This is a genomic window from Mesorhizobium sp. WSM4884, assembly GCF_029625675.1.
Classification (GTDB): Bacteria; Pseudomonadota; Alphaproteobacteria; order Rhizobiales; family Rhizobiaceae; genus Mesorhizobium.
This window is the reverse complement of record NZ_JARTVO010000001.1, coordinates 75,124-98,929: the sequence shown is the minus strand read 5'-3', so window position 1 is coordinate 98,929 and position 23,806 is coordinate 75,124. Positions and strand designations below refer to the sequence as shown.

Sequence of the window (23,806 nt, the reverse complement as noted above, 5' to 3'; positions counted from 1 at the left end):
CTTGGCAAGGGAACGACCATATGGCGAAAGTCACCATTTCCAGCGTCATCGACGCGCCGATCGAGCAGGTCTGGGCGCGCATCCGCGATTTCAACGGCCTGCCGAGCTGGCACCCGCGCATGGTCGAAAGCCATATCGAGGACGGCAAGGACCCCACGACGATCGGCTGCGTGCGAAACTTCCAATTGGTCAGCGGCGCGCGGCTGCGCGAGAAGCTGCTTGACTTCTCCGACGAGAATTTCCTGGTCAGCTACGCGATCCTCGAAACGCCGCAGCCGCTCAGCAATCACAAGGCAACGCTGCAATTGCGGCGCGTGACCGATGGCAACCGCACCTATGCCGAATGGACCGCGAGCTTCGATGCTGCACCGGATGAAGCCGACAAGCTGGCCGAAGGCATGGGCGCCAATGTCTTCCAGGGCGGCTTCAATGCCCTGAAGACCCATTTCGCCGGCAACAGCTAAATCGGGGAGCGTCCCATGTCGCTTGCGCTGCAGACTTTTCCGACGGTGAAGGACGCCAACGCGGCCCTGCAGGCGTCCGGCACCCGCTATCTCGGTGGCGGCACGCTGGTGGTTCGCGCCTCCAACGAGGGCGACGTTTCCGTCTCCAACCTTGTGCGCGCCGCCGATCCCGATCTTGCGCGGATCGCCGTTTCCGGCGGCAAGGTAAAGCTCGGCGCCTCCGTCACCATGGTGGCGATCGCTCGCCATCCCGAGCTTGCCGCGCTCGCGCCGGCCGCGCGCGCCATCGGCGGGCCGGCGATCCGCAACATGGCGACCGTCGGCGGCAATCTGTTTGCCCCCGCTCCCTACGGCGATTTCGCCGTGGCGCTGCTGGCGCTGGACGCCACCATCGTCACCGAGGACGGCGAGATGCCGATCGAGACTTTTCTGTCCGGCCGCGATAGCAGCCGCGCCATCGTCACCGCCGTTGCTTTTACCCTGCCTGGTGCGGAGAGCTTCCGCTTCCTGAAAGTGTCGCGGGTCAAGCCGAAGGGCATCTCGGTGCTGAGCATTGCCGCGCTCCTGCAGCGCGCCGCCGGCGGCAGCGTGACCTCCGCAAGCATCGCGCTTGGCTGCATGGCGGACCGGCCGATGCGCGCCAAGGCGGCTGAGAATGCGCTGCTCGGTTGCAAGCTCACGCCCGAAGAGATCGCGCCGGCGCTTGCCGCCGCGGGCGAAGGCATCACACCGATCACCGACCCGATCGCCAGCGCCTGGTATCGCGCCGAGGTTCTGCCGGTCCATCTCGGGCGACTGTTGCTGAGCTAATGCTTGTCGCCCAAAAAGTGCGCAGCGGTTTTGGGACAACGACAAGCACGAAAATAGGTCCGTGGGGACGCGCGTCTGTCCGGTCATCCGGGCAGGCGCGCAAGGAGGAAAAATGGCGAAGGTCCCGGTTCAGTTCACGCTCAACGGCTCCGAAAAGGCCGAATTCATCGAGAGCGGCACGACGCTGCTCCATGCGCTGCGGGACAAGATCGGCGATACCTCGCCGAAAGGCGGCTGCCACCAAGGCACCTGCGGCTCCTGCTCCGTGATCATCGACGGCGAATTGAGGCTTTCCTGCCTGACGCTGGCGGAAACCTGCAGCGGCGCCGACATCAAAACCGCCGCCGGCCTCGCCGAAGGCGGCGTCTTGCATCCGCTGCAGCGCGCTTTCCTCGAGGCCTTCGCCACGCAATGCGGTTTTTGCACGCCGGGCATGATCATGGCCGCCAAGGTGCTGCTCGACCATACACCCAACCCCAGCCGTGAGGACGTGGTCGAGGCGCTCTCCGGCAATATCTGCCGCTGCACCGGCTACGAGCCGATCATCCAGGCGGTGCTGACCGCAGCGCGCGCCGACTCGCAGAACGCCGCCTGAGGGATCGCCATGGAACTGCGCAAGGACTATTTCGCCGATGTTCGCAAGGACGGCCTCAACGAGATCGGCCAGCCGCGGCCGCGGCTCGATTCGCCGGGACACGTCACCGGCAAGACCGCCTATTTCGCCGACCGCAACTTCCCGGGCATGCTGCATCTGAAGATGGTGCGCAGCCCGCACCACCATGCCCGCATCCGCTCGATCGACACATCCGAAGCCGAAAAGCACTCGGGCGTGGTGAGGGTGCTAACCGCCAAGGATGTGCCGCACAACGTCTACACCATCCTGATCCTGATCCAGATCGGTCCCGAGGACGAAAGCGTGCTTGCCGACGGCAAGGTGCGCTGGAAGGGCGAGGCCGTGGCGGCGGTGCTGGCCGAGACCGAGCGCGCGGCGCAGGAAGCCGCGTCCAAGGTAAAGGTCGACTACGAGGTGCTGCCGGCCGTGTTCGACATGGAGGAGGCGCTGAAGCCCGGCGCGCCGGTCGTCAACGAATATCACGGCCAGAACTACTACCTCTATGACAGCGGCGAGTGCCGCAAAGTGCGCTTCGGCGATGTCGAGGCAGGCTTTGCCCAGGCCGACCACATTCTTGAGCAGACCTACCAGTCCTCGCCGATCGAGCACGCCCCGACCGAGACCACCGGCTGCGTGGTGGCGCCCGAAGGCAACGACCGCTTCACCTGCCACACCAACACGCAGGCAATGTTCTTCACCCTCGACAATGCCTCGATCATCCTGCAGATGCCGGGCTCGAAGCTGCATTTCGTCGGAGGCACGGTCGGCGGCGGCTTCGGCGGCAAGGTCGACGTCATCGTCGAGCCGATTGCCATCCTCGCCGCCAAGCTTACCGGACGCCCGGTTTCCTTCATCTACAGCCGCGAGGAGGAGATGCAGATCTCCTCGCCGCGTGCGGCTGAAAAAGTCGTCATCAAGGACGGCGTCATGAAGGATGGCCGCATCGTCGCGCGCAAGGTGACCGGCTACACCGATGCCGGCGCCTACTCGCGCCATTCGCCCTATGGCGCGCAGAAGGGCGCCGCGCACTATCCCGGGCCCTATACGATCTCCAACGTCTGGATCGACACCTACTGCGTCTACACCAACCGCACCCCCTCGTCCGCCATGCGCGGCTTCGGCGTCACCATCGGCGACTTCGCGCTGGAGGTGCAAATGGACAAGCTGGCGCGACTGATCGGCATGGACCCGCTCGAATTCCGCTTCATCAATGCCTATCGCGACGGCGACATGAAGGCGCATCGCCAGCCGACCGAGGGCGCAGCGCTGATCGAATGCATGCAGGAAGCCTCGCGCGCCGCCAACTGGCCGGTGGCGGAAAAATACATGGCGATGTCCTCCTACAGGAAGGGAGCGTGAGATGGCGATCCGGCGCGGACGCGGCGTCGCCGCGATCAACTATCCGACCGGCATGAATCTCGGCGGCGACCCGACCCAGGCGCTGGTCCATTCGACGCCGACCGGCAATTTCATGGTCACGCTTTCCAGCGTCGATCTCGGCCAGGGCATGAAGCAGATCATGGCGCAGATCTGCGCCGAGACGATCGGCGTGCCGACCGACCGCGTCGTCATCGACACCGCCGACACCGACACCGGCCCGCATTGCATGGGCACCTTCGCCTCGCGCGGCACGCACCGCGCCGGCAACGCCGTCATCCAGGCCGCCAAGGAAGCCCGCCAGGTGATGCTGGAAGTGGCGGCGGAAGAGCTGGAAGTGAACGCCTCGGACCTCGAGACCGACGGCCGGGGCAGCATTTTGGTCAAGGGTGCCCCGCAAAGATCGATCTCGATCTTCGACGTCGCCTTGTCGGCGCATTTCAAGCATGGCCGCTCGATCTCCGGCCGCGGCATGTTCTTGATCCCGCGCTCTTATCCGGAGAAAGAGACCGGCGCGATGAAGCCCTCCACCTGCTACGCCCACGCCTGCACGGTGGCCGAGGTCGAGGTCGACGACGAGACCGGCGAAGTGACGGTGTTGACGGTGAAAAACGTCTTCGAGATCGGCCGCGCGCTCAACCCGAAGATGGTCGAGCAGCAACTCGTCGGCGGCTCCTGGATGGGCATCAGCCACGCGCTCTACGAGACGACCGAGCCTTATTACCCGAGCCGCGACCATGGCGGCACCGACTTCAACCAGTATCTGATGCCTGGCCCCGGCGATCTCGCCGAAACCGAGATCATCGTGCTGGAGCGTCCTTCCGCCGACGGCCCGTTCGGCGCCAAGGGTCCGGGCGAGATGTGCGCCAACCCGCAGATCCCCGCCGTCGCCAATGCCGTCTTCGACGCGGTCGGCGTGCGCATCGACACTTTGCCGATCACGCCGGAACGCATCCTGCGCGCGCTGAAGGCGCAGGCCGCGGGCTGAGCGCAAGATGACTCCCGTCGATGCCGTGGAGGTCGCGGCTTCACCGGAGGCGATTGCCGCGCGCCTCGCCGCTTGGCGCTATCTGGCCGACGACAGCCTTGCGACCGCGATTTTTCTGGCGATCCGCTTGGGCAAGCCGCTGCTCCTCGAAGGCGCCCCGGGCGTCGGCAAGACTGAAGCCGCAAAGGCGATCGCCGAATTGCTCGGCCGCGAGCTGGTGCGGCTGCAATGCTATGAAGGCATCGACGCCGCGCACGCTCTCTACGAGTGGAACTATCAGCGCCAGTTGCTCGCCATCCGCCATGCCGGCGAGCACGAGATCGACATTTATGACGACCGCTTCCTGATCGCGCGGCCGCTGCTGCAGGTGCTGCGCGCGCCCGAGCAGCGTGTGCTTCTGGTCGACGAGATCGACCGTTCCGATCATGAGTTCGAAGCGCTGCTCTTGGAATTCCTCTCCGACTTCCAGATCAGCATTCCGGAGCGCGGCACGATCCGCGCCGCGACCCAGCCCATCGTCATCCTAACTTCGAACCGGACCCGGGAACTAGCCGAGGCACTGCGCCGGCGCTGCGTCTATCACTGGATCGGCTATCCCGACGCGGCGCGGGAGGCCGAGATCATCATGCTGCGCGCCGGCGATGTCGCCGAGGCGACCGCGCGCGCGGTGGCGAATGCCGTGCAGGAGATCCGCGCGCGGCCGCTGGCCAAGCCGCCGGGCATTGCCGAGGCCGTTGAATGGGCGAATGCCGCCACCATCCTCGAAAAGGGCGGCAGCCCATGGCCGGAAGCCTTCCGCCGCGCGATCGGCGTGCTGATCAAGGATGAGGAGGATATGGCCGCAATCGCGCTGGAGCTGGACCACATCGTTGAGGAGGCGCTGGCGTGATGAGCAATCGCAACGCGCTGGCGCGATACTCCGGAGCTACTGCGCGACGCTGGCGGGACAGCACCCCCCTCTGTCCTGCCGGACATCTCCCCCGCAAGGGGCGAGATCCGAGGTCACGCGGGCTTTCGTTAATCTTCAACGTCGCAGGATCGAGCGAGGCGTCGAAACTGCCAATCTTCCCCCTTGCGAGGGAGATGTCCGGCAGGACAGAGGGGGGTGCGAAAGAATGAGACGTGGCGAAAGCTTGCCTCGCGCCGCCGAACCCTTCCTCGGCTTCGCCGGGCTATTGCGCCGCCACGCCTTCGCCATTGCGCCCGAACAGGTCACCAGCTTCATGCAGGCGGTGACGCTGCTCGGACCGCGCTCGATGAACGACGTCCGCGAAGCAGCCCTTGCGACATTGGCACCCTCGCCCGACCGCCGCGGCGAATTCGAGGCGCATTTCCGCGGCTATTTCTACGGTGATGCCAAGCCTTCGATCGAAGGCGAAGAGGGCGACGAAACCCGCATCAAGGATGATCACGGCAAGCGGGAGGAAGAACAGCAAGCCACCCGCAGAGAGAAAGGCGGCGAGTTGTCCTCGGCGCTCGAACAACTGAGCAGCCGCGATTTCCGGCAAGACGCCGATGGCCTGAGCTCGTTCCGCCGCAAGCTCGCTTCCGCCCTGCCCGCGCGCCGGTCCTTCCGCACCGCGCGCACCCGCTCGCGCGGCACGCTCGATCTCAGGCGCTCGCTCAGCGAAATTGTCAGCGCCGACGGCGACATTCCTTCCCCGCTGCTGCGCCGCCGCCAGACCGTGCGGCGCAAGCTGCTCTTGCTCATCGATGTCTCCGGCTCGATGAAGCTGCACACCGCCGATTATCTGAAGCTGGCGCACGCCGCGGTGCAAGGCGCCGACCGCGCCGAAGTCTTCACCTTCGGCACCCGGCTCACGCGCATCACCTCGGCGCTGCGCACCCGTGACCGCGATCAAGCGCTGGCCCGCGCGGCGGCGCTCGTCGACGACTGGGACGGGGGCACCCGCATGGGACCGACCTTGCTTGCCCTTCTTTCGGTGCCGCGCTTTTCAGCCTTCGCGCGCGGCGCGGCGGTGGTGATCCTTTCGGACGCGCTGGAGCGCGGCGACCATGCCGACCTCGAAACCGCGATACGGCGGCTCAGTGCCCGCGCCTTCCGGCTGTCGCTGGCGACGCCGCTCGCCGGCGACCCGCGTTTTCGCCCGGCGACGGCGGCACTTCGCGCCATCCTGCCGCTGCTCGACGACCTGGTCGACGGCTCGTCGGTCAGAAGCCTGACCGACTTCATCCTGTCGCTCGCCCGCCCTGCTCCGGCGGCCGAAACCATCTGGAAAAGGGTATCGTGATGCAGAAAGCGATCGACGCGCATTTCCACATCTGGCACCAGAAGGACCAGCCCTGGCTGGTTGGGCCGATGGTGCCGCGCATCTTCGGCCCTTACGAGCCGATCCGTCGCGACTATCCGATCGCGGAATTCCTCGACGACCAGAAGGGTTCCGGTGTCGAAAAGGCCGTCTATGTCCAGACCAACTGGGCCAAGGAGGATTTCGAGAAGGAAGTCGCCTTCCTGCAGAAGACCGCGGAAGAAACCGGCTGGCCGCACGCCATCGTCGGCTATGCCGACATGACGGTGGATGACGTGCGCCACCAGATCGATCGGTTGAAAAAATATCCTCTGCTGCGCGGCGTGCGCATGCAGCTCCACTGGCATGAGACACCCGCCTTCCGTTTCGCCTCGTCAGCCGACCAGGTGATCGCCCCCAAAGTGCGCGCCAATGTGGCGCGATTGAAAGACTATGGCCTGTCCTTCGACCTGCAGCTCTTCCCAGCGCAGATGAAAGACGGACTGACGCTGGTCGGCGAAAACCCGGAAACGAACTTCATTCTCACCCATGCCGGCATGCTGACTGGGATGGACCCGGAAATCACCGAGGCGTGGAAGGAAGGTCTGCGCAAGCTCTCGGCGGCGCCCAATGTCTATGCCAAGCTGTCGGGACTAGGCACCTTCGTGCACCGCAACGACCCGGAACTCATCGCCTACATCGTCGACAACGCGATCGAAATCCTCGGCAGCGATCGCCTGATGTTCGGCTCGAACTTCCCGATCGAGAAGCTCTGGACCAGCCACGGCGAGCTGATCAAGGCGCACCGCGCGGCGGTGGCCAGGCACGGGCCTAAGGCCGAGGCGGATATTTTCTGGAACACGGCGGAGAAGGTCTATCGGCCGGTGTAGCGCGCCCTCTCCTTCTCCCCTTGTGGGAGAAGGTGGATCGGCGCGCAGCGCCGAGACGGATGAGGGTGTTCCAGCGGAGTGAGACGCTGGTGCCATCTGGAACACCCCTCATCCGTCGCCTTCGGCGACACCTTCTCCCACAAGGGGAGAAGGGGAAGTTCACTTCACCTCGAATTGTGGATCGAGCGGAATCTGCATCGCCGTGACCAGATGATTGGTCTGACCGGCCAGCCCGATGATCGACACCAGCTCGCCGTGCTGAGCATCGGTCATGCCCTTGGCCCTGGCGGCGGCTGTGTGCGAGTGGATGCAGTAGGAACAGCCATTGGCCGTCGAGACCGCAATATAGATCATCTCCTTGGTCAGCGGATCGATGGCGCTATCGACGACCATCACCGCCTTGAGTTGCTCCCATACCCGCTTCAGCGCCGCCGGATCGTTGGCCAGTCCGCGCCAGAAATTGTTGACGAAGTCGGATTTCCGTGTCGCACGGATATCGTCGAATACGGCCTTCACCGCCGGAATCTTCTCCACCTCGGCATCGCCCAGGAGTCTTGTGGTTGCCATGGCGTGGTCCTTTCGTTTGAATCGATTGGCGAGGTTGTTGAATCAAGCGCTGCACATAGACGGCTAACCCGTTTGTCCGACTCGGTTTTTAGCTCGAAACAACACGCTTCCGCGAGGTTGGCCGAAGCACCTCAGCGTCGTCATTTTAGGGCCTGCGCGTCGCTTGGCTCCTTGCTCCGCCCGTGGATGACGAAATGACGGACGACCCGGCCAATTGTCGAAGTGCCCACCAGCCAACACCCTAATGCACGGCCGCATACATGATCTTCTCCTCCGTCGCCTCCGCCGGCGAGAACTCTTCCACGATGCGGCCCTGGCGGCAGACCAGGATGCGATCGGAAAGGTTCATGATCTCGGGCAGGTAGGACGAGATGACGACGACGGCGAGGCCCTCGTCGGCCAGCCGGTTGATGATCTGGTGGATCTCGGCGATGGCGCCGACGTCGACGCCGCGCGTCGGCTCATCGAGGATGACGATGCGCGGTTTCTGCACCAGCCCCTTGCCGATCACGACTTTCTGCTGGTTGCCGCCGGAAAGCTCGACCACGCGCGCATTGTCGTTGATTGCCCGGATGTTGAGCGTCTTCGTCCATTCGGCCGAAAGCTGTCGCATCTCCTGCGCATTGATCACCCAGGCCTTTTCGCGCCCGGCAGCCAACAGCCCGCCAAACAGGTTCTCGGCAATGCCCATGGTCTCGAAAATGCCTTCGCTCTTGCGGTCCTCGGTGACGTAGACGATGCCGTCGGCGACCGCTTCGGCCGGCACCAGATAGCGCACGGGCCTGTCGTCGAGCTCGATCGCGCCGCCGCGCAGGAAATCGCGCTTGTAGATGCCCGACACGATCTTGAAGGTCTCGGTGCGGCCGGACCCGATCAGCCCGAACACGCCGGTGATCTGCCCCTCGAAGATCGAGAAGGAATTGTTGCGCACGATGTTGCCCATCGAAATGTCCTGCACGGACAGCACCTTTCGGCCCGCCTTGCGCAGCTTCGCCTCGTCGCGCTGGCGGTAGATCTGCCCCGTCAGCGAGCGCCCGACCATGGCGGCGACGATCCTGTCGCGGTCGAAGGCGGCAGTGTCGTCGGTGATCACCAGTTCGCCGTCGCGCAGGATGGTGATGCGGTCGGCGATCATCAGCGCCTCTTCCAGTGCGTGGCTGATGAAGACGATGGAGACGCCGCGCGCCTTCAGCCGGCGGATCAGCGCGAAGAAGTGGCGCTTCTCCTCCGGCGTCAGTGTCGCGGTCGGCTCGTCGAAGATGATGATCTCGGCATTGTGGTGGACGGCGCGCGCGATCTCCACCATCTGCCGCTTGGCGGCGCCAAGTGTGGCCACCATGGCGTTCGGATCGACGGGGAAGTTCAAGGACTGCAGGAACTGCTGCGCCGAAATGTAGGTGCCACGCAGCCGATTGAGAAACTTTTCCGTGCCGAGATAGAGGTTCTGCGCCACCGTCATCGACGGCACCAGGCTGGTTTCCTGGAACACCATGGCGATGCCGGCTCCGAGCGCGGCATGCGGCGAGGCATAGGCGGTCTCGACGCCCTTGTGGAACATCTTGCCCGAGGTCGCGTCGACCACACCGGCAATGATCTTGGTCAGCGTCGACTTGCCGGCGCCGTTCTCGCCGAGCAGCGCGTGGATCTCGCCTTTCCTGAGATCGAAGCTGACGTTCTTCACCGCCGGCACGCCGCGATAGGTCTTGGTGACGTTCTCCAGCCGCACGATCGGGTCCATCACAAACCTCCTGCGAGCGCTTCGAGCGCCAGCACACAATCGCCACCCTTGGAGGCGACGAACAGGCGGCCGTCCTTTTCCGCCACGCTGCAGATGCCGTGGCGCGTGCCGTTGGCGCGGCTGTGCAGGCTGAACAGCGGCTGCAGATTCTTGTCGAGCTTCGCCACCAGCCCATAGGAGCGGCTGGGCGACCAGGGCTTGTGGATTCCCATCGTGCGGATACCGCCGCATTGCAGCGGTTCGAGGAAGCTGCGGTTGGAGGCGAGCGCCGGTGCGATCCAGTAGGCCGGCGGCACCTGTCCGATCATCTCCTCGCGGTAACGTTTTTCCTGCAGAACGAATTCGATCAGCCGGTTGCGCGGCGCGAACAGCGCCAGCCAGGCGCCACCGTCGCCGGACGGCGACAGCCGCGCAGGATAGCCAGGCAAATGCGCCAGCACCGTCGATCGGCTTCCGCTCGAACCGTCGAAACGGACCAGCTGGTGGCGCCAGCTTTCGCTGACCAGCACGTCGCCGCCGATCGGATGGAGTCCATAGGGAAAGGCGATGTCGCCGGCGATCTTGCGAAACGCCGAGCCGCTCGCGTCCCGTTTCCACAGCGAGCCGGACGCCCCATGCTCCATCAGGTCGGCGGCCCATTGCGAAGACGCATGGCGGGACGAGCCGTTGGCCAGCCACAGCGAGCCGTCCCTTGCATAGGCAAGCACCGTGATGCAGCGGACTTCGGCAGGCAGCAAAGCCTCCTTGCCGGCAATCAGCAGCTTGCCGGTCTCGAGCCCGACCGTCAGCTCCCCGGCGGGCGACGTGGCGAGTGCCGTGACTGTCGCTGGAAAGGTCTCGACGACGGAGAGCTCTCCGCTGGAAGCAATCGCGAACATGGCATTGCCGCTGGAGGCGAGCAGTCTGTCGTCGGCGACGAGCAGATTGTCGGCCTCCGTCAGTTCGGTGAAGGCCGGCACGTCGTCGAGCCTGGTATTGGGCCGGAAGGCGCCGTCGAGCGGCGGGATCGTCACCGCCTTGCCTCGGAAGATGTCGAGCACCGGATCGAGGATCATGGTTTTGTCCCCCAATAGGAGGCAGGGCCGGTCCAGCTGGGGTCGGCGCCTTCGATCCTGTAACGGCCGACGCGATTGTTGAGGATGCCGCCGACGAACAGATAGCCCTTGTGCTCGCGCATCGAGGTGACCATCGGATGGGCGGCGCCGGAGAGATCCCCAAGCGTCTCGACGATGCCGCCCTTCTCGTTGAACTTCACCACGCCGCCGGTGTTGATGTTTGGAAACAGCCATTCGTCCTGCGGCAGGCGCCGCGTCATGCGCTTGCGCATGTCGGGATGGCGCAGCGACAGGTCGAAGCTCGGCGTGCGCATCCCGAGCCAGGCCATCCAGTAATTGCCGTCGGAGGCGCGGTTGATATTGTCGGGGTAGCCCGGCATGTCGCGGATGACGCATTCGGCGGTGCCGGCCTTCGGCCCCTCCAGCCAGTAGCGGTGCACACGGCAGGCCCAGCTCTCGGCGAAGAACAGCGATTTGCCGTCATGCGCGATGCAGACGCCGTTCGTGTAACGGTAGCCGTCGAGCAGCGTCTTGGTCGATCCGTCCGTCGGGTCATAGACCAGCAGGCGTCCCGTGGCTCGGTTCTCGATCGAGTCCAGCGCCCAATCATGCGCGTCATAGCGCTTGGTCGAGTCGGTGAAATAGATGCGGCCGTCTGGAGCGACGTCGCAATCGTTCGGATCGCGCAGCCGCGCATCGTCGACGATCGAGGTCCAGGATCGCCCCGTCTCGGCCGAGAGCCGTTTCACCTCGCGCTCGGGCGAGACGGAGTAGAGCCCCATCGCGCCGACGCAGCTGATCAGGTTGCCTGATTTGTCGAAAGCAAGTCCGAGCGGGAACCCGCCGATATGGGCGAAGACCTCGGAACGCTTGTAGTCGGGCGCGAAGAAGCGGACGATCTCGCCATGTCGCGTGCCGCAGTAAAGATGGTCGTCACGGTCGAGGATGACGTCCTCCGGTCCTTCCAGCTCCCCAAGCCCGATATGGTCGGCCCCCGACAGACGGTTGTCGAGTTCGTAGGGCGTGCCGGAGCCGGGTGCCGCCGATTGTGTCTCACCCATCCTGAGATAGACAGGCGCGACATAGACCTCGTTCAGCACCTTGTGGCGGTTCTTCAGCCAGCGGATGTCGATGGTGACGGCGACCGCCAAAAGGATGCCCAGCACCATCTGGTTGGTGCCGGTACCGTAGCCCAACCGGATCAGGCCGTTGGTCATGGTCAGCACGATGATCGCGCCCATCAGGCCCTTGACCACCGAGCCGCGGCCGCCGCCGAGGCTGACGCCGCCGACCACCGCCGCCGTCAGCGCCATGATTTCCAGGTTGAGTCCGGTCCCCGGCCCGGCGCCGCTCAGGCGGCATGCGATGAGGAAGCCGCCGATCGAGCAGCAGAAGCCCGAAAAGACATAGGTCATGAAGACGGTGCGGCGCACGCGGATGCCGGCATTGTGGGCCGAGCGGCGCGAGCCACCCACCGCCAGCACATGCCATCCGGGTCGTGAACGCGTCAGTGCGATATGGGTGATGACGGCAAGGATGATCGCCAGCCACACCGATACCGAGAGCCCCCAGAATGTGCCGTCGCCGATGAAGTCGAGTACATCGGAGGAGGCTTGGGAAAGCTGCACGTCCGCGGCATAGGTGCTGACCAGGATGTCGAACAGCGCTCGCCCGAAGATGAAGGTGACCAGCGTGGTGAGGAAGGCGCGCAGCCTCAGATAGCCCACGAGGTAACCGTTGATGGCGCCGAAAATGAGCCCGGTGGCGAGCGCCGCGACCAGCGCCAGCCAGACCGACTGTTCGAGGATGAAGAAGACATAGACGGCGGAAAAACAGGACAGCGCGAAGATCGAGCCCACCGAAAGATCGATGCCGCCGCCCAGCATCACCACGGTCATGCCGACGACGACCAGGGAAAACTCGCCGAGCTGGCGTGTCGATTCCTGCAGCGAACTGGGTTTGAAGAATCCGGGAATGATCGAGCCGAACACGCCGAGCGTCGCCACCAGCGCCAGGAAGGGTATGGCGTTGTCGGTCCAGCGCTTGGTCAGGATCTCGCCGATCAGATGATCGGGCACGAGATTGTAGCGCCAGGCCTGGAGGCGTTCGCGAAAATTCATCGGCTGCTGCTGTCGATCAAGAGAAGGAGGTGGCCGGAACGTCTGGCCACCTCGCGGGATGCTTGGTCAGCGGCTTTACTTCGCCGCCGCTTCGGCCTGCAACGCTTTCAAGTCCCAGCAACTGTCGGGCTTGAGGTCTGCCTTGGTCGTCGCCTTCTCCAGCGTGTAGATGTAGGTATGCGAGGTGCCGGCCGGCTGGCCGCTTTGCAGCAGGAACTTGATGATGGCGTTCATGTCGCCCGACTGGCGGGCGAGATCGGTCATCACCACGGCGCCGTAGGTGCCGTCCTGAAGCTTGTCGCAGTCAGCGGTCTTTTCGCCGCCGCCGGTGGTAACCAGAAACACCTTGCCGTCGAGCTTGGCGTCGCGGATCGCCGCGGACGCCCCGGTGGCGTCGCCGTCCCAGAAGTCGATGATCGAGCAGATGTCGGGATGCTGCTGCAGCATCGTCGTCGTCACGTTGCGCGAGGTGGTCGCGTCCCAATTGGAATCCGGCTTGGCGACGACCTGGAAGTCGGGATGCTTCTCCAGCACTTTCATGATGCCGGCATACTGGTAAAGGCTGGAGGAATTCGCTTGGTCGCCCTGCACCAGCCCGATCTTCTTCGACGAGTTCTCGCCGCAGCCCTTGATCGCCGCTTCCGCCTCGAGCTGGCCGAGCTTGTCCCAGTCACTGCCGACGAAAGCGTCGGCCGGGAAGTTCGCCGGATTGTCGACCAGCAGCACATAGGTGCCGGCGCCCTGCGCCTTCTTCATCAGCTTGGAGTAGGAGTTGAGGTCCGGCGCGTGGATGATCAGCACGTCGGGCCTGGTGTCGGAAGCGATGGCGTCGGTGATCGCCTGCGCGCCGGCGTCGACGACCCAGTTCGGGTCGCGCGTCTCGAAGGTGCCGCCCCAGGCTTCGACCTCCTTCTTGAGGTAATGCGCCCAGCCCTGCGCCAGGTCGAAGCCCATGGCCAGCGGCACCAGCATGACGCGCTTGCCGTTGAGCGCCTTGCTATAGGCGGCCGGGCCCGGATCGTCCGCGGCGAAGCTGGGAGCAACGAAGGCTGAAACGGCAAGCGCCGTGGCCGCCGCCATCAAAGTCCTGATCAGTTTCATGTCACATCCTCTGGTTTCGATTGTTGCCGGCCGGTCGGCACGATCCGGCCGGGTACCCGAGAGCAGGATGGGCTAGCCCATCTGCTCTAAATGTCGCCTTGCTGCGCGGTCTGCTCGTCGCGCGGATTGATGATGCCGTCGACGACGATGGCGCCGAGCAGGATCGCCGCCTTGATGAGGTTCTGGTAAAGCAGCGGAATGTCGATGATCGTCATCGCATTGAGCAGGATGCCGATCAGCGCCGCCCCGACCAGCACGTTGCGCACCCCTCCCCGTCCACCCGACAGCCCGATGCCGCCGATCACCGCCACCAGCACGATGTCGTAGAGCAGGGTCGAATTCACCACGCGCGTGTTGATCGAATGCAAGCTGGCGGCTGTGAGCAGGCCGCCGATCAGCGCCACCACGGCCGAAAGCACGTAGCGCATCACCAGCATCGGCCGCACTGGAATGCCGATGTTGCGCGCCGCGACCGGGTTGTCGCCGGCGAAATAGATGAAGCGGCCCCATTTGGTGTAGCGCAGGAACAGGAAGACCAGGAAAGCAAGCCCGGCAAAGACGAAGACCTCGACCGGAACGTCGAGGAAGCGCAAGCCGCCAAGCAGCTCCACCCAATGACCCTGGGGCACCGGAACGGCATCCTGCGTGATCAATTGCGAACGCACATAGCCGAAGACGAAGGACCCGGTCGCCAGCGTGACGAAGATCGCCGGCACGTCGGCGTAGGCAACCAGAAAACCGTTGAGCAGTCCGATGGCGAGCACGCCGGCGAGCACATAGGCGAATGCCAGCCCATCGGACGTTCCGGTGTTGAGCAGTTGCAGATACCAGGCGACCGACATCGCCATGATCGCCACCGCCGACAGGTCGATGCCGCGGCCGATGATGACGACGGCCATGCCAAGCGCCAGAATACCCAGGACGGAAACCGAACGGACGATGGCGACCAGGTTGTCGGCAGTCAGGAAACCGGGCAGCCCGATGGAGGCCGCGGCGAACAGCAGGATGGCGATCGCAAAAACGATGCCTTCCTGATTAACGCGCCTCCAGTTGAGCCGGCCGATGGCGTTCATCGCTATGCTTTTGCCCCCGATGGCCTGGCTCTTGCGAACCGCCATTCCAAGCAAAGGCTAATCGGCTCAACACCGGCTCGTCAAATGAATCCGCGTTCAAAGACCAGGCCTGTTCGACTATTTGCCGAGTGGACGCATCGATTGCCGAAACTGGCGCAATGGCCGGAAACTCCTACGCTTTTGGCAATTTCGTTGCATGGATCGCTCAGCCCACGGAAGAACGCGTTCGAAGTCCGCGAGGCCGGCGAAATTTACGCCTGCAAAACGCTGCAGGCGCGCGATGTCAGTTGTCTGCGGAGTGGCCCGAAACCTCGGCGCCGGCGGCAGGCGGCAGGACCATGAAACGCAACGATGCTGCAAGCCCGATCAGGCCGATCGCGACGAATGCGATTCTGAAGTCGACGAGGTCTGGCGCAGCTCCGCCTCTGCCAATCCGCGACAGGTTGAGGACCGCTGCCGCTATCGCCACGCCGAACAGCATCGATATCTGCTGCAGCATGCTGGAGAGCGTCGCCGCCGAGCTGCGCTGCGCGCCGCCGATATCGGCGAAGGCAAGCGTGTTGAGCGCGGTGAACTGCATCGAGCGCGTGAGACCGGCGATCAGCATAAGCGCCACCACAAATCCCAGCGGCGTTTGCGGTGAGATCGCCCCGCAGGCCATGATCGCCAGCGAGGCGATCAGCCCGTTGACGACCAGCACGCGGCGGAAGCCGAAGCGCCTGAGCGTCGGCGTGGTCACCGCCTTCATGCCGAGATTGCCCAAGAACTAGGCTAGGATCAGCAGGCCGGCATCGACCGGCCGCATCCCGAAGCCGATCTGGAACAGCAGCGGCAGCAGGAACGGCGTGGCATTGATCGCGACGCGAAAGATCGTGCCCGCCGACAGCGTCGATATCGCAAAAGTCAGCACCTTGAAGGCGGAAAGGTCGAGCAGCGGATGCGGCGCGCGCAGCAAATGCCGGACGGCGAACCAGCCGATGACGACGCCGGCGGCGATCAGACCGACCGTCGGCAGCGTGCCGTTCTCGGGTTGCGCGAGACGCTCCAGGCCATAGAGCATCAGCGCAAGGCCGAGCGAGGTCACGAGGAAGCCCGGCCAGTCGAGCGGCGTCGCCTCGGCGTCGCGATCGCCCGGCACGAAACGGGCGACCAGCAGCAATCCGGTCAGCCCCAGCGGGACGTTGATGAAGAAGTTCCAGTGCCAGGAGAGATAGGTGGTGATGAAACCGCCGAGCGCCGGGCCGACCACCGGAGCGAACAAGGCCGGCCAGGTGATCAGCGCCGTGGCGTTGAGCAATTCCGATTTGGCGGCGTTGCGCAGCACCAGGATGCGGCCGACCGGTGTCATCAAGGCGCTGCCCAGGCCCTGCACGATGCGGGCGGCGACGAACTGCGTCAGGCTTTGCGAGAAGCCGCAGGCGACCGAGGCCAGGCTGAACAGGGCGATTGCGACGAGGAAGACGTTGCGCGCGCCAAAACGGTCGGCGAGCCAGGCCGACAGCGGCACGAACACCGCCATGGTCAGCATATAGGCGGTAATGCCGATGCTCATCGCCACGGCCGGCACGCCGAAGGACTGGCCCATCTGCGGCAGCGACGTCGAGATGATCGTCGAGTCGAGCAGCTGCATGAAGAAGGCGACGGCGACGATCAGCGCCACGCGCCGCGCCTGGCGCGCCGCCATCTGCACGGGCCGGGACACGGCCTCGTTGTCGGGAATGCTTGTCATGACGCGCTGGTTGAACAGCATTAATCCGGTTCAGTCCAGAACTTATCCAACAAACTTCCTTGCCGGCCCTCCGCCTGTTATGGATGAGCGCGGGCCGGCCGAGGGGAATGCATGAAGCCCATCTATATCGACTACCTCAACGCTCTCGATATCGAGGCGCTGGCGATGAGCGACGCCGAGATCATCGGCGCCGTCGAAGCCGGGCTGATCGCGCAAGGCAAGGGCCAGACGGTGATCGAGCCGCGCGTCCATCTCGAGCCCGACCCGTCCTTCCACGGCCATTTCAACGTGCTGCGCGGCTATGTGGCGCCGCTCGATGCGGCCGGCGTGAAGGTCGTCGGCGACTATGTCGACAACTACCTGCACGGTCTGCCGTCCGAATTCGGCATCCTCAACCTCTTCGACCCGCGCACCGGCACGCCGCGCGCCATCCTCGACGCCACCGTCATCACCGACATGCGCACCGGCGCGGTCACCGCCATCGGCGCCAAGCATCTGGCGAAGAAGTCATCCAAGGTGCTCGGCCATATCGGCGCGCGCGGCACTGCCTACTGGAATGTGCGCCTGCTGGATCACCTCTTCGATTTCGACGAGATCCGCGTCCATTCGCGCCGGCCGGAAAGCCGCGACGCTTTCGCCGCCAAGCTTGCCGCCGACCTCGGCAAGCCGGTCATGGCCGTGGCCGACTGGAAGAGCTGCGTCGAAGGCGCGGACATCGTCGTGGAGGCCTCGCGGCTGCCGGAGCCGCAACCATTGCTCAAGACCGAATGGATCAAGCGGGGCGCGCTGGTCGTGCCGTACGGCACGATGAGCGCGGTCGAGCTGTCGCTCACCGAGATCATGCAAAAGATCGTCGTCGACGACTGGGGTCAGTGCAAAGGCGGCAAGTTCGGCTCGCTGCGCGCCCATGTCGAGACGGGGCGGCTGAGCGAGGCGACGCTGCATGCCGAGCTCGGCCAGATCGCCGCTGGCCTCAAAGCCGGACGCCAAAGCGACGGCGAGACGATCCTGCTCTGGCATCGCGGCCTGTCGCTATCCGACATCGCGCTCGGCAAGGCGATGCTGGCCAAGGCCGCGGACAAGGGCATCGGCCAGAGGCTGCGCTTCGCATGACCCCCCTCGTTCTCACCGGCGCCGGAGTGAGCATCGAGGACGTGGCCGCCGTCGCGCGCAATGCAGGAAAGGTCGAGGTCACGCCCGCCGTCATCGAACGGCTGGGCAAGGCGCGCAAGGTGCTCGACGAGGCCGCCGCCGGCGGTCAGCAGATCTACGGGCTGAACACCGGCTTAGGCGCCAATCTCGGCACGACTGTCGAAGGCGATGCCGGCGCGTTCCAGCGCCAGCTTCTCGACGGACGCGGAGCCGCGGTGGGAAACGCATTGCCAACCCAGCTCGTACGCGCGGCGATGTTCGCCCGCATCGCCATGCTTTCGGCGGGCGGCTCCGGTCTCTCGCCGCATGTCTTCACCGCGCTCGTCGATGTGCTCAACGCCGGCGTCCATCCGGTGATGCCTTCGCTCGGCTCCATCGGCGCCGGCGACCTGGTGCTGATGACGGCGATCGCCCACACGCTGATCGGCGAAGGCGATGCCGACTATCAGAGCAGGCGCATGCCTTCGGCAAAGGCGCTGATGATGGCACGCCTTGCCCCGGTCAGCCTGGCACCCAAGGACGGCCTGTCGCTGATCAACGCTTCCGCCGTCTCCACCGGCGCCGGCGCGCTGGCGCTCACCGATGCGCTCTCGGCGTTGGAACAGCAACAACAGGCCGGTGCGCTCACCATGGAGGCGCTGGGCGCCAACCGCACCATCCTCGATCCCCGCCTGCACCTGGCGCGGCCTGCTGCCTGCCAGCAGGTTGCGGCGAAGGCGTTGCGCGATCTGCTGGCGCGCGATGAGGCGCCGGCGCCGACGACCATCCAGGATCCGCTGTCGATCCGCTGCATGCCCTCGATCCACGGCGCGCTGATCCAGGCGATCGATCACGCCAGGCTCGCGGTCGAAATCGAGCTCAACGCCGCCGCCGACAACCCGCTGGTGCTGGTCGAAGACTCACTCGTGCTGTCGACCGGCAATTTCCACACCGCATCGCTGGCGCTGGCGTTCGAGACGCTGGGGCTGTCGATCGCCCAATGCGCGGCAGCGTCCGCCGCCCGCTTCATCCAGATCACCGGCTCAACCCGCCACGGTCTGCCGAAATATCTGTCGCCGGTAGGCGGCGCCTCTGCCGGCTTCGTGCCGCTGCAGAAGACGGTAACGGCAATACTGGCTGGCATCCGCCACAAGGCCAATCCGGTGATGCTCGACTTCGTGCCCGTGTCCGAGGGCGTCGAAGACCACGCCACGCAGACGCCGCTTGCCGTCGCCAAATGCGCCGAGATGATCGTGCTGTGGCGGCGCCTGATCGCCTTCGAGCTGATGGCGGCGGCGCAGGCGGTCGACCTGCGCGAAGGCCTCACGCTGGCGCCCGCTACCGGTGTGATCCACGCGGCTGTGCGCGCCCATGTGCCGACCCTCAAGGAAGACCGGCCACTCGGCCCCAATGCCGACACGCTCCACGCCGCGCTCGCCGACGGGACCTGGCGGGCCTAACGGTGGATTAAGCTGTTCTTTCAGAGCTTTCCGTCCACCCTCTTCATGAAAAGAGCGAGCTCGTCCGGATCCATATGCACGATGTGCCTGTCTTCCGGATAGGCGCCGCTGTTGACGTCGGCGACGTATTCGGAAAACGCCGCGATGCGCTCGGCCTGCAGCCGGTCGTATTCGGCGGCGAAGTTGCGATAGACCTTCGAATGGCGCGGCATGTGGCCGCGATTGGTGCCGAGAATGTCTTCCGCAAACAGGTATTGGACATCGCAGCCGGTCCCCGCGCCCATCGACAGCATGATCAGCGAGGTGCGTTCGGAGATCGCCTTCGCCACCTCGACCGGCACCACCTCGATCTCGGCCCCGATCGCGCCGGCCGCCTCCAGCTGCTTCACCGCCTCGAACACTTTGATCGCCGTATCGGCGGTCTTGCCGACCGCCTTGAAGCCGCCAGTCCAGGTCGCGCGGGAAGGAATGAGCCCGACATGGCCGATGACGGGAATCGCATCGTCGGCCATGCGCTTGATCGTGGCGTAGCCGGCGCTGCAATAGACGGCGTCGGCGCCGGCCTTGTAGAGCCGGAACGACCAGCGCAGGAAATCATCCGCCGTGCCGATCTCGAAGAAATTTTCACCCGGCATGGTGAAAAGGCTGGGTGCGGCATCACGGTACTGCGGATTGAGCACGAGCTCTGGCGGCACCGAGACGATGTCGATGCCGGCGCGCTCGGCGGCCTCCGCTTCGTCCAGCGTCAGCACGCGCAGCATGGTCAGCTGCCGCTTGCCCTTCATGGCGCGCAGGTCGGCGACGGTCGGTCTCTTTCGGCTCATCGGTATATTCCTGTTCTACGTGGCTAACGGCTCTCAGCCGATCTCGATCATCACCTTGCCGGCCTCGACTTTGACCGGATAGGTCTTGAGGTTGACGCAGACCGGCGCGCCCTTGGCCTGACCGGTCTTGTAGTTGAAGCGTCCATTGTGCTTGGGGCATTCGATGATGTCGTCCATCACCAGCCCATCGGCCAGATGCGCTTTTTCATGCGTGCAAAAGCCGTCGGTGGCGAAGAACTCGTCGTCGGGCGAGCGGTAGATCGCGAAGGTGCGGCCGCCGTGGTCGAAGCGGATCACGTCCTCCTCGTCCACGTCGCCCACCGCGCATGCTTCGACCCACTCCGCCATCGTCTTTCTCCGGATTGCTGCGCGACGCCTATTCGGCAGCCGCTGCCGTCATATCGAGCTCGTGAAATTCGCCGCGATAGGGCTTGGCCGTCGGCGGCAGCTCGCGCTTGAGGTAGTAGTCCTCGTATTTCAGCTGCCTGAGCAGCACCGGCCACACCTCGCGATAGGCGTGCCACATCGACGGGTTCGGCACCGGCAAATCGTGCTTGATCAGCTCGTGCAGCTTCGGCAGCGCGTGGTAGGGCACCATCGGGAACATGTGGTGCTCCACATGGTAGTTCATGTTCCAGTAGATGAACCGGCTGATCGGATTCATGTAGACGGTGCGCGAGTTGAGCCGGTGGTCGATGACATTGTCGGCAAGGCCGATATGCTGCAGCAGGCCGGTCAGCACCATGTGCCAGGTGCCGTAGAGGCGCGGCAGGCCGATCAGCACCAGCGGTATCCATGATCCAAGCGCGATCGCGACAGCGAGCGTCGCGGCATACACGACCATGTGCCAGCGCGCCGCGACCACCGCCTTGTGCCGCTCCATCTCCGGGATGTAGCTCGTCTCGTCATCCGACAGCTTGCCGAAGGCCTGGCGTACCAGTGTCGGCAGCGAGTAGCGGAAGTCGAGGACGCCGGTGAAGGCAAGCGCCGCCTTCAAGAGGTCCGGCGGTCGCATCACGGCGATCTCGGCGTCGCGGCCGACAATGATAGTGTCGGTGTGGTGGCGGGCATGGCTCCAACGCCACTGCACCGGATTGCGCATCAGCATGAACGAGGCGATCTGGTAGACGACGTCGTTCATCCAGCGCGTGCGGAAGGCGGTGCCGTGGCCGCATTCGTGCCAGCGCGAGTCGCTCGAAGAGCCATAGAGCACGCCGTAGACGAACAGGAACGGCACCACCCACCACGTGCCCCAGAACCAGACGATGCCGGCGGCCGAGCCCAGGATCGCTGCGATCCAGATGACGGTATCGCGGATCGCCGGCCCGTCGGACCGCTGCATCAGCTCCTTCATGGTCTTGCGCGGCACGTCGGTGTGATACCACTCGGCCGATGCGAGCCCGGTCTCGATCGCAAGCCGGGTGCTTTCGCCGACAAGGCTGTAGTCGCGCTTCGTCCCGGCGGCCGTCGTCATCGTCGCTTCCCTCGCCGGCTCTCAAAGACCGTTGGCGCGGAATTTCCCGTCCAGAAATGTCTTGGCGCGCGGCACGTCGTCTTCTGTCAGATGCTCGATGATCACCGGAATATTCGGGTGCTTCTCGCTGAGCCGCCTGAGATAGAGGTCGTAGTTGAGCGCGCCGAGCCCCGGCGCCGGCAATTCGATCTCGCCGACGCCCCGGAAGGTCAGCCCTTCATGCGCATCCGCGTCGCCGATATCGGCATGCTTTTCCGTCTTGTCGCTGCCCGAGCGCTTCACGTCCTTGGCATGCGCGATTTTGATCTTGTCGGTCAGCGTGTCGAAGACCTGGTTCAGCACCTGATCCATGCGGTCGATATTGTGCGCCTCGAAATAATTGGTCGGATCCATCAACAAGCCTAATCCTGGGTGATCCACCTGCGCGAACATCCTGACCGTCTCCTCGACCGAACCGACGACGTTGTTGACATAGGTCTCGAGCAGGAACACCGCGCCGTGGTCGTAAGCCGTCTGCGCAAGATCCGAGATCACCTTTCGGCATTCCTCGAAGCCTTCCTCGGTCTTGTTCTTCGGGTGATGCACCCAGTCGGACTCGGTGTTGTAGGTGCCGGTCTCAGAGATCACGTAAGGGCTGCCGAATTCACGTGCATTGCGGATGATCTCCTTCAGATAGGCAAGCCGCTTCTCACGCTCGGCTTTGTCCGGATGAATGATGTTCGTGTAGCCGGACACGCAGCAGACCGGCAGATTGTGGTCGCGGAACGTGTTGCGCACCGTCCTTGCCTTGTTCCTGGTGATCTGCCCGGCCGAGAGATCGATATCCTTGAAATGCAGGTCGAGCTGTACGGTATTGAAATCCAGCGCGCGGATTCGCCTGGCGACTTCCTCGACCTCGTAGGGAAAATAGCCTGTGAAGATACCTGCCTGCATCATGAGGTGAACTCCTCCGGGTAAGCGATTCTGCCGTCGTGCCTTTGGTTTTCTCAGTCGACGCGGACTTCGGAGAGCTTGATGGTACGGCCCTCCGCCATCGAGCGGTAGCCAGCCTCGACCAGCGCCATGGTCTTGACGTTGTCGGCGACGGACAGCGCCGGCGGCGTGCCGGTCTTCAGAGCGTATTGCAATTGCTCCATGACGCCGATGAATGCATGCGGGAACCACATCGTCTCCCAGCTTGGGTTGACCCATTTTCCACCGGTCGTCTCGGTCGAGGCGTAAGTCAGCGTCGATGCGACGCCCTTTGGCCAGCCGATGGTGCCCTTGGCAACACCCTTGGCGCCGTCGACGCGCCAGTTGATGTGCTGGTCGTCCTGATAACCTTGCTCACGCGGGCCTGACCAGACGTCCTCCAGCGACACGGCGAGTACGCCGGAGGGAAATCTGAGCGTGGAAACGGTGATGCCGTCGACATGCTCAAACCCAGTGCGCGGATCCTTGCGCGCCTGTGTGGTGATCTCATCGGGATCGCCGAATAGAAAGCGCAGCACGTCGAGGTGGTGCACGCTCATATTGGCGAGGGTCAGCCGATCGTAATCGGCAAGGAAGGTTTGCCAATGCGGGATCGCATGCATGTCGATCTCGGCAAAGACGATCTCGCCCAGCGCCCCGCTGTCGATGATCTGCTTCAGGACGCGCATCGACTGGTCGTAGCGCATGTTCTGGTTGACCGAGAGGATCTTGTCGGAAGCGGCCGCCTCGTCGCGCAGCCTCACCGCTTCTTCGACCGACAGCGCCAACGGCTTCTGCGCCAGGACCGCCTTGATGTGCGGCTGCTTCAGCGCATAGCGGATCAGCGCCGGCTGCTGATCGGGCGGGAAGGCAAGGTCGACGATCTCGACGCGATCGTCCTCGATCAGCTGTTCCGGCGCATCGTGAACGGTCTCGATGTCCCAGCGAGCGGCGACCTTTTCGGCATTCGCCCGCGTGCGCGAAGCGAGTGCGACAACCGGAAAGCCAGCCTCGCGGTAAGCAGCGAGATGGCATTCGGCCATGATCATGCCGGCGCCGACACAGCCGATCCTGTATTCCCTGACCCGAACTTTTACATCCGGCTCGAACTCCATTCGGGCCATCCATTCCTCCCGTCGAGGACTGGATATAACGCCATGGCTTGCATATCAGCCAAGGCCTGCACCATCAT

General features: G+C 64.4%; 21 protein-coding genes and 1 pseudogene. 10 read left to right on the top strand and 12 right to left on the bottom strand.

Annotated features, from left to right (window positions below):
• Positions 1–20 precede the first annotated feature (20 nt).
• The 8 genes from P9236_RS00425 (at position 21) to P9236_RS00390 (ending at position 7,391) form a co-directional block, all read left to right on the top strand.
• Positions 21–464, top strand: a complete 444-nt coding sequence (locus P9236_RS00425; protein ID WP_278072638.1) for an SRPBCC family protein — start codon at positions 21–23, stop codon at positions 462–464.
• A gap of 15 nt (positions 465–479) precedes the next feature.
• Positions 480–1,274, top strand: a complete 795-nt coding sequence (locus P9236_RS00420) for an FAD binding domain-containing protein (protein WP_278072637.1) — start codon at positions 480–482, stop codon at positions 1,272–1,274.
• A gap of 112 nt (positions 1,275–1,386) precedes the next feature.
• On the top strand, positions 1,387–1,869 hold the full coding sequence (locus tag P9236_RS00415; RefSeq protein ID WP_278072636.1) for a (2Fe-2S)-binding protein: 483 nt from the start codon (positions 1,387–1,389) through the stop codon (positions 1,867–1,869).
• Between the two features lie 9 nt (positions 1,870–1,878).
• A complete protein-coding gene (locus P9236_RS00410; protein WP_278072635.1) occupies positions 1,879–3,246 on the top strand; it encodes a xanthine dehydrogenase family protein molybdopterin-binding subunit in 1,368 nt (455 codons plus the stop codon).
• Between the two features lies 1 nt (position 3,247).
• The gene (locus tag P9236_RS00405) at positions 3,248–4,252 is read left to right on the top strand and encodes a molybdopterin cofactor-binding domain-containing protein (protein WP_278072634.1); all 1,005 of its coding nucleotides are present in this window, start codon (positions 3,248–3,250) and stop codon (positions 4,250–4,252) included.
• A 7-nt stretch (positions 4,253–4,259) separates the two neighbouring features.
• Complete coding sequence (locus tag P9236_RS00400) at positions 4,260–5,141, top strand: MoxR family ATPase (protein WP_278072633.1); 882 nt, start codon at positions 4,260–4,262, stop codon at positions 5,139–5,141.
• A 226-nt stretch (positions 5,142–5,367) separates the two neighbouring features.
• The gene (locus P9236_RS00395; RefSeq protein WP_278072632.1) at positions 5,368–6,504 is read left to right on the top strand and encodes a VWA domain-containing protein; all 1,137 of its coding nucleotides are present in this window, start codon (positions 5,368–5,370) and stop codon (positions 6,502–6,504) included.
• Positions 6,504–7,391, top strand: coding sequence for an amidohydrolase (locus P9236_RS00390; RefSeq protein WP_278072631.1), 888 nt, complete (start codon positions 6,504–6,506; stop codon positions 7,389–7,391). The genes P9236_RS00395 and P9236_RS00390 overlap by 1 nt, the downstream gene beginning before the upstream one ends.
• Before the next feature lie 159 nt (positions 7,392–7,550).
• Here the strand turns inward: P9236_RS00390 and P9236_RS00385 are convergent, their stop codons facing one another.
• The 7 genes and pseudogenes from P9236_RS00385 to P9236_RS00355 all read right to left on the bottom strand — a co-directional run bounded on the left by P9236_RS00385 (position 7,551) and on the right by P9236_RS00355 (position 16,774).
• Entirely contained in the window at positions 7,551–7,958 is a 408-nt protein-coding gene (locus tag P9236_RS00385; RefSeq protein ID WP_278072630.1) for a carboxymuconolactone decarboxylase family protein, read from the bottom strand.
• Between the two features lie 241 nt (positions 7,959–8,199).
• Positions 8,200–9,696 carry a sugar ABC transporter ATP-binding protein gene (locus tag P9236_RS00380; RefSeq protein WP_278072629.1) on the bottom strand — a complete coding sequence of 499 codons (1,497 nt, stop codon included), beginning with the start codon at positions 9,694–9,696 and terminating at the stop codon, positions 8,200–8,202.
• Complete coding sequence (locus P9236_RS00375) at positions 9,696–10,751, bottom strand: hypothetical protein (RefSeq protein ID WP_278072628.1); 1,056 nt, start codon at positions 10,749–10,751, stop codon at positions 9,696–9,698. Before P9236_RS00375 ends, P9236_RS00380 begins: the two co-directional genes overlap by 1 nt.
• On the bottom strand, positions 10,748–12,871 hold the full coding sequence (locus P9236_RS00370) for an SMP-30/gluconolactonase/LRE family protein (protein WP_278072627.1): 2,124 nt from the start codon (positions 12,869–12,871) through the stop codon (positions 10,748–10,750). The genes P9236_RS00375 and P9236_RS00370 overlap by 4 nt, the downstream gene beginning before the upstream one ends.
• Positions 12,872–12,946: 75 nt before the next feature.
• Positions 12,947–13,972, bottom strand: a complete 1,026-nt coding sequence (locus P9236_RS00365) for a sugar ABC transporter substrate-binding protein (RefSeq protein ID WP_278072626.1) — start codon at positions 13,970–13,972, stop codon at positions 12,947–12,949.
• Positions 13,973–14,058: 86 nt separating this feature from the next.
• Positions 14,059–15,045, bottom strand: coding sequence for an ABC transporter permease (locus P9236_RS00360; RefSeq protein ID WP_278072625.1), 987 nt, complete (start codon positions 15,043–15,045; stop codon positions 14,059–14,061).
• A 283-nt stretch (positions 15,046–15,328) separates the two neighbouring features.
• Positions 15,329–16,774: pseudogene (locus P9236_RS00355) on the bottom strand (MFS transporter).
• 111 nt (positions 16,775–16,885) lie between these two features.
• Here P9236_RS00355 and P9236_RS00350 point away from each other — a divergent pair.
• Together P9236_RS00350 and hutH are read left to right on the top strand one after the other, a co-directional pair.
• On the top strand, positions 16,886–17,887 hold the full coding sequence (locus P9236_RS00350) for an ornithine cyclodeaminase family protein (protein ID WP_278072624.1): 1,002 nt from the start codon (positions 16,886–16,888) through the stop codon (positions 17,885–17,887).
• Positions 17,884–19,365, top strand: a complete 1,482-nt coding sequence (gene hutH, locus P9236_RS00345) for a histidine ammonia-lyase (protein ID WP_278072623.1) — start codon at positions 17,884–17,886, stop codon at positions 19,363–19,365. Before P9236_RS00350 ends, hutH begins: the two co-directional genes overlap by 4 nt.
• 20 nt (positions 19,366–19,385) lie before the next feature.
• Here the strand turns inward: hutH and P9236_RS00340 are convergent, their stop codons facing one another.
• From P9236_RS00340 to P9236_RS00320, 5 genes are read right to left on the bottom strand one after another with little or no spacing between them, the layout of a single operon-like run.
• A complete protein-coding gene (locus P9236_RS00340) occupies positions 19,386–20,189 on the bottom strand; it encodes a 3-methyl-2-oxobutanoate hydroxymethyltransferase (RefSeq protein ID WP_278072622.1) in 804 nt (267 codons plus the stop codon).
• Positions 20,190–20,222: 33 nt separating this feature from the next.
• Complete coding sequence (locus tag P9236_RS00335; RefSeq protein ID WP_278072621.1) at positions 20,223–20,537, bottom strand: MocE family 2Fe-2S type ferredoxin; 315 nt, start codon at positions 20,535–20,537, stop codon at positions 20,223–20,225.
• A 28-nt stretch (positions 20,538–20,565) separates the two neighbouring features.
• Positions 20,566–21,663, bottom strand: coding sequence for a fatty acid desaturase family protein (locus tag P9236_RS00330; protein ID WP_278072620.1), 1,098 nt, complete (start codon positions 21,661–21,663; stop codon positions 20,566–20,568).
• Positions 21,664–21,684: 21 nt separating this feature from the next.
• Complete coding sequence (locus P9236_RS00325) at positions 21,685–22,599, bottom strand: sugar phosphate isomerase/epimerase (RefSeq protein WP_278072619.1); 915 nt, start codon at positions 22,597–22,599, stop codon at positions 21,685–21,687.
• A 50-nt stretch (positions 22,600–22,649) separates the two neighbouring features.
• Positions 22,650–23,738: a Gfo/Idh/MocA family oxidoreductase gene (locus P9236_RS00320; RefSeq protein ID WP_278072618.1), complete on the bottom strand. Its 1,089-nt coding sequence runs from the start codon at positions 23,736–23,738 to the stop codon at positions 22,650–22,652.
• Between the last annotated feature and the right edge of the window lie 68 nt (positions 23,739–23,806).

Excerpts from the sequence above, each read along its gene's own strand:
- P9236_RS00425 (WP_278072638.1), top strand. The coding sequence starts at position 21 with ATGGCGAAAGTCACCATTTCCAGCGTCATCGACGCGCCGATCGAGCAG.
- P9236_RS00420 (WP_278072637.1), top strand. The coding sequence starts at position 480 with ATGTCGCTTGCGCTGCAGACTTTTCCGACGGTGAAGGACGCCAACGCG.
- P9236_RS00415 (WP_278072636.1), top strand. The coding sequence starts at position 1,387 with ATGGCGAAGGTCCCGGTTCAGTTCACGCTCAACGGCTCCGAAAAGGCC.
- P9236_RS00410 (WP_278072635.1), top strand. The coding sequence starts at position 1,879 with ATGGAACTGCGCAAGGACTATTTCGCCGATGTTCGCAAGGACGGCCTC.
- P9236_RS00405 (WP_278072634.1), top strand. The coding sequence starts at position 3,248 with ATGGCGATCCGGCGCGGACGCGGCGTCGCCGCGATCAACTATCCGACC.
- P9236_RS00400 (WP_278072633.1), top strand. The coding sequence starts at position 4,260 with ATGACTCCCGTCGATGCCGTGGAGGTCGCGGCTTCACCGGAGGCGATT.
- P9236_RS00395 (WP_278072632.1), top strand. The coding sequence starts at position 5,368 with ATGAGACGTGGCGAAAGCTTGCCTCGCGCCGCCGAACCCTTCCTCGGC.
- P9236_RS00390 (WP_278072631.1), top strand. The coding sequence starts at position 6,504 with ATGCAGAAAGCGATCGACGCGCATTTCCACATCTGGCACCAGAAGGAC.
- P9236_RS00385 (WP_278072630.1), bottom strand. The coding sequence starts at position 7,958 with ATGGCAACCACAAGACTCCTGGGCGATGCCGAGGTGGAGAAGATTCCG.
- P9236_RS00380 (WP_278072629.1), bottom strand. The coding sequence starts at position 9,696 with ATGGACCCGATCGTGCGGCTGGAGAACGTCACCAAGACCTATCGCGGC.
- P9236_RS00375 (WP_278072628.1), bottom strand. The coding sequence starts at position 10,751 with ATGATCCTCGATCCGGTGCTCGACATCTTCCGAGGCAAGGCGGTGACG.
- P9236_RS00370 (WP_278072627.1), bottom strand. The coding sequence starts at position 12,871 with ATGAATTTTCGCGAACGCCTCCAGGCCTGGCGCTACAATCTCGTGCCC.
- P9236_RS00365 (WP_278072626.1), bottom strand. The coding sequence starts at position 13,972 with ATGAAACTGATCAGGACTTTGATGGCGGCGGCCACGGCGCTTGCCGTT.
- P9236_RS00360 (WP_278072625.1), bottom strand. The coding sequence starts at position 15,045 with ATGAACGCCATCGGCCGGCTCAACTGGAGGCGCGTTAATCAGGAAGGC.
- P9236_RS00350 (WP_278072624.1), top strand. The coding sequence starts at position 16,886 with ATGAAGCCCATCTATATCGACTACCTCAACGCTCTCGATATCGAGGCG.
- hutH (WP_278072623.1), top strand. The coding sequence starts at position 17,884 with ATGACCCCCCTCGTTCTCACCGGCGCCGGAGTGAGCATCGAGGACGTG.
- P9236_RS00340 (WP_278072622.1), bottom strand. The coding sequence starts at position 20,189 with ATGAGCCGAAAGAGACCGACCGTCGCCGACCTGCGCGCCATGAAGGGC.
- P9236_RS00335 (WP_278072621.1), bottom strand. The coding sequence starts at position 20,537 with ATGGCGGAGTGGGTCGAAGCATGCGCGGTGGGCGACGTGGACGAGGAG.
- P9236_RS00330 (WP_278072620.1), bottom strand. The coding sequence starts at position 21,663 with ATGACGACGGCCGCCGGGACGAAGCGCGACTACAGCCTTGTCGGCGAA.
- P9236_RS00325 (WP_278072619.1), bottom strand. The coding sequence starts at position 22,599 with ATGATGCAGGCAGGTATCTTCACAGGCTATTTTCCCTACGAGGTCGAG.
- P9236_RS00320 (WP_278072618.1), bottom strand. The coding sequence starts at position 23,738 with ATGGCCCGAATGGAGTTCGAGCCGGATGTAAAAGTTCGGGTCAGGGAA.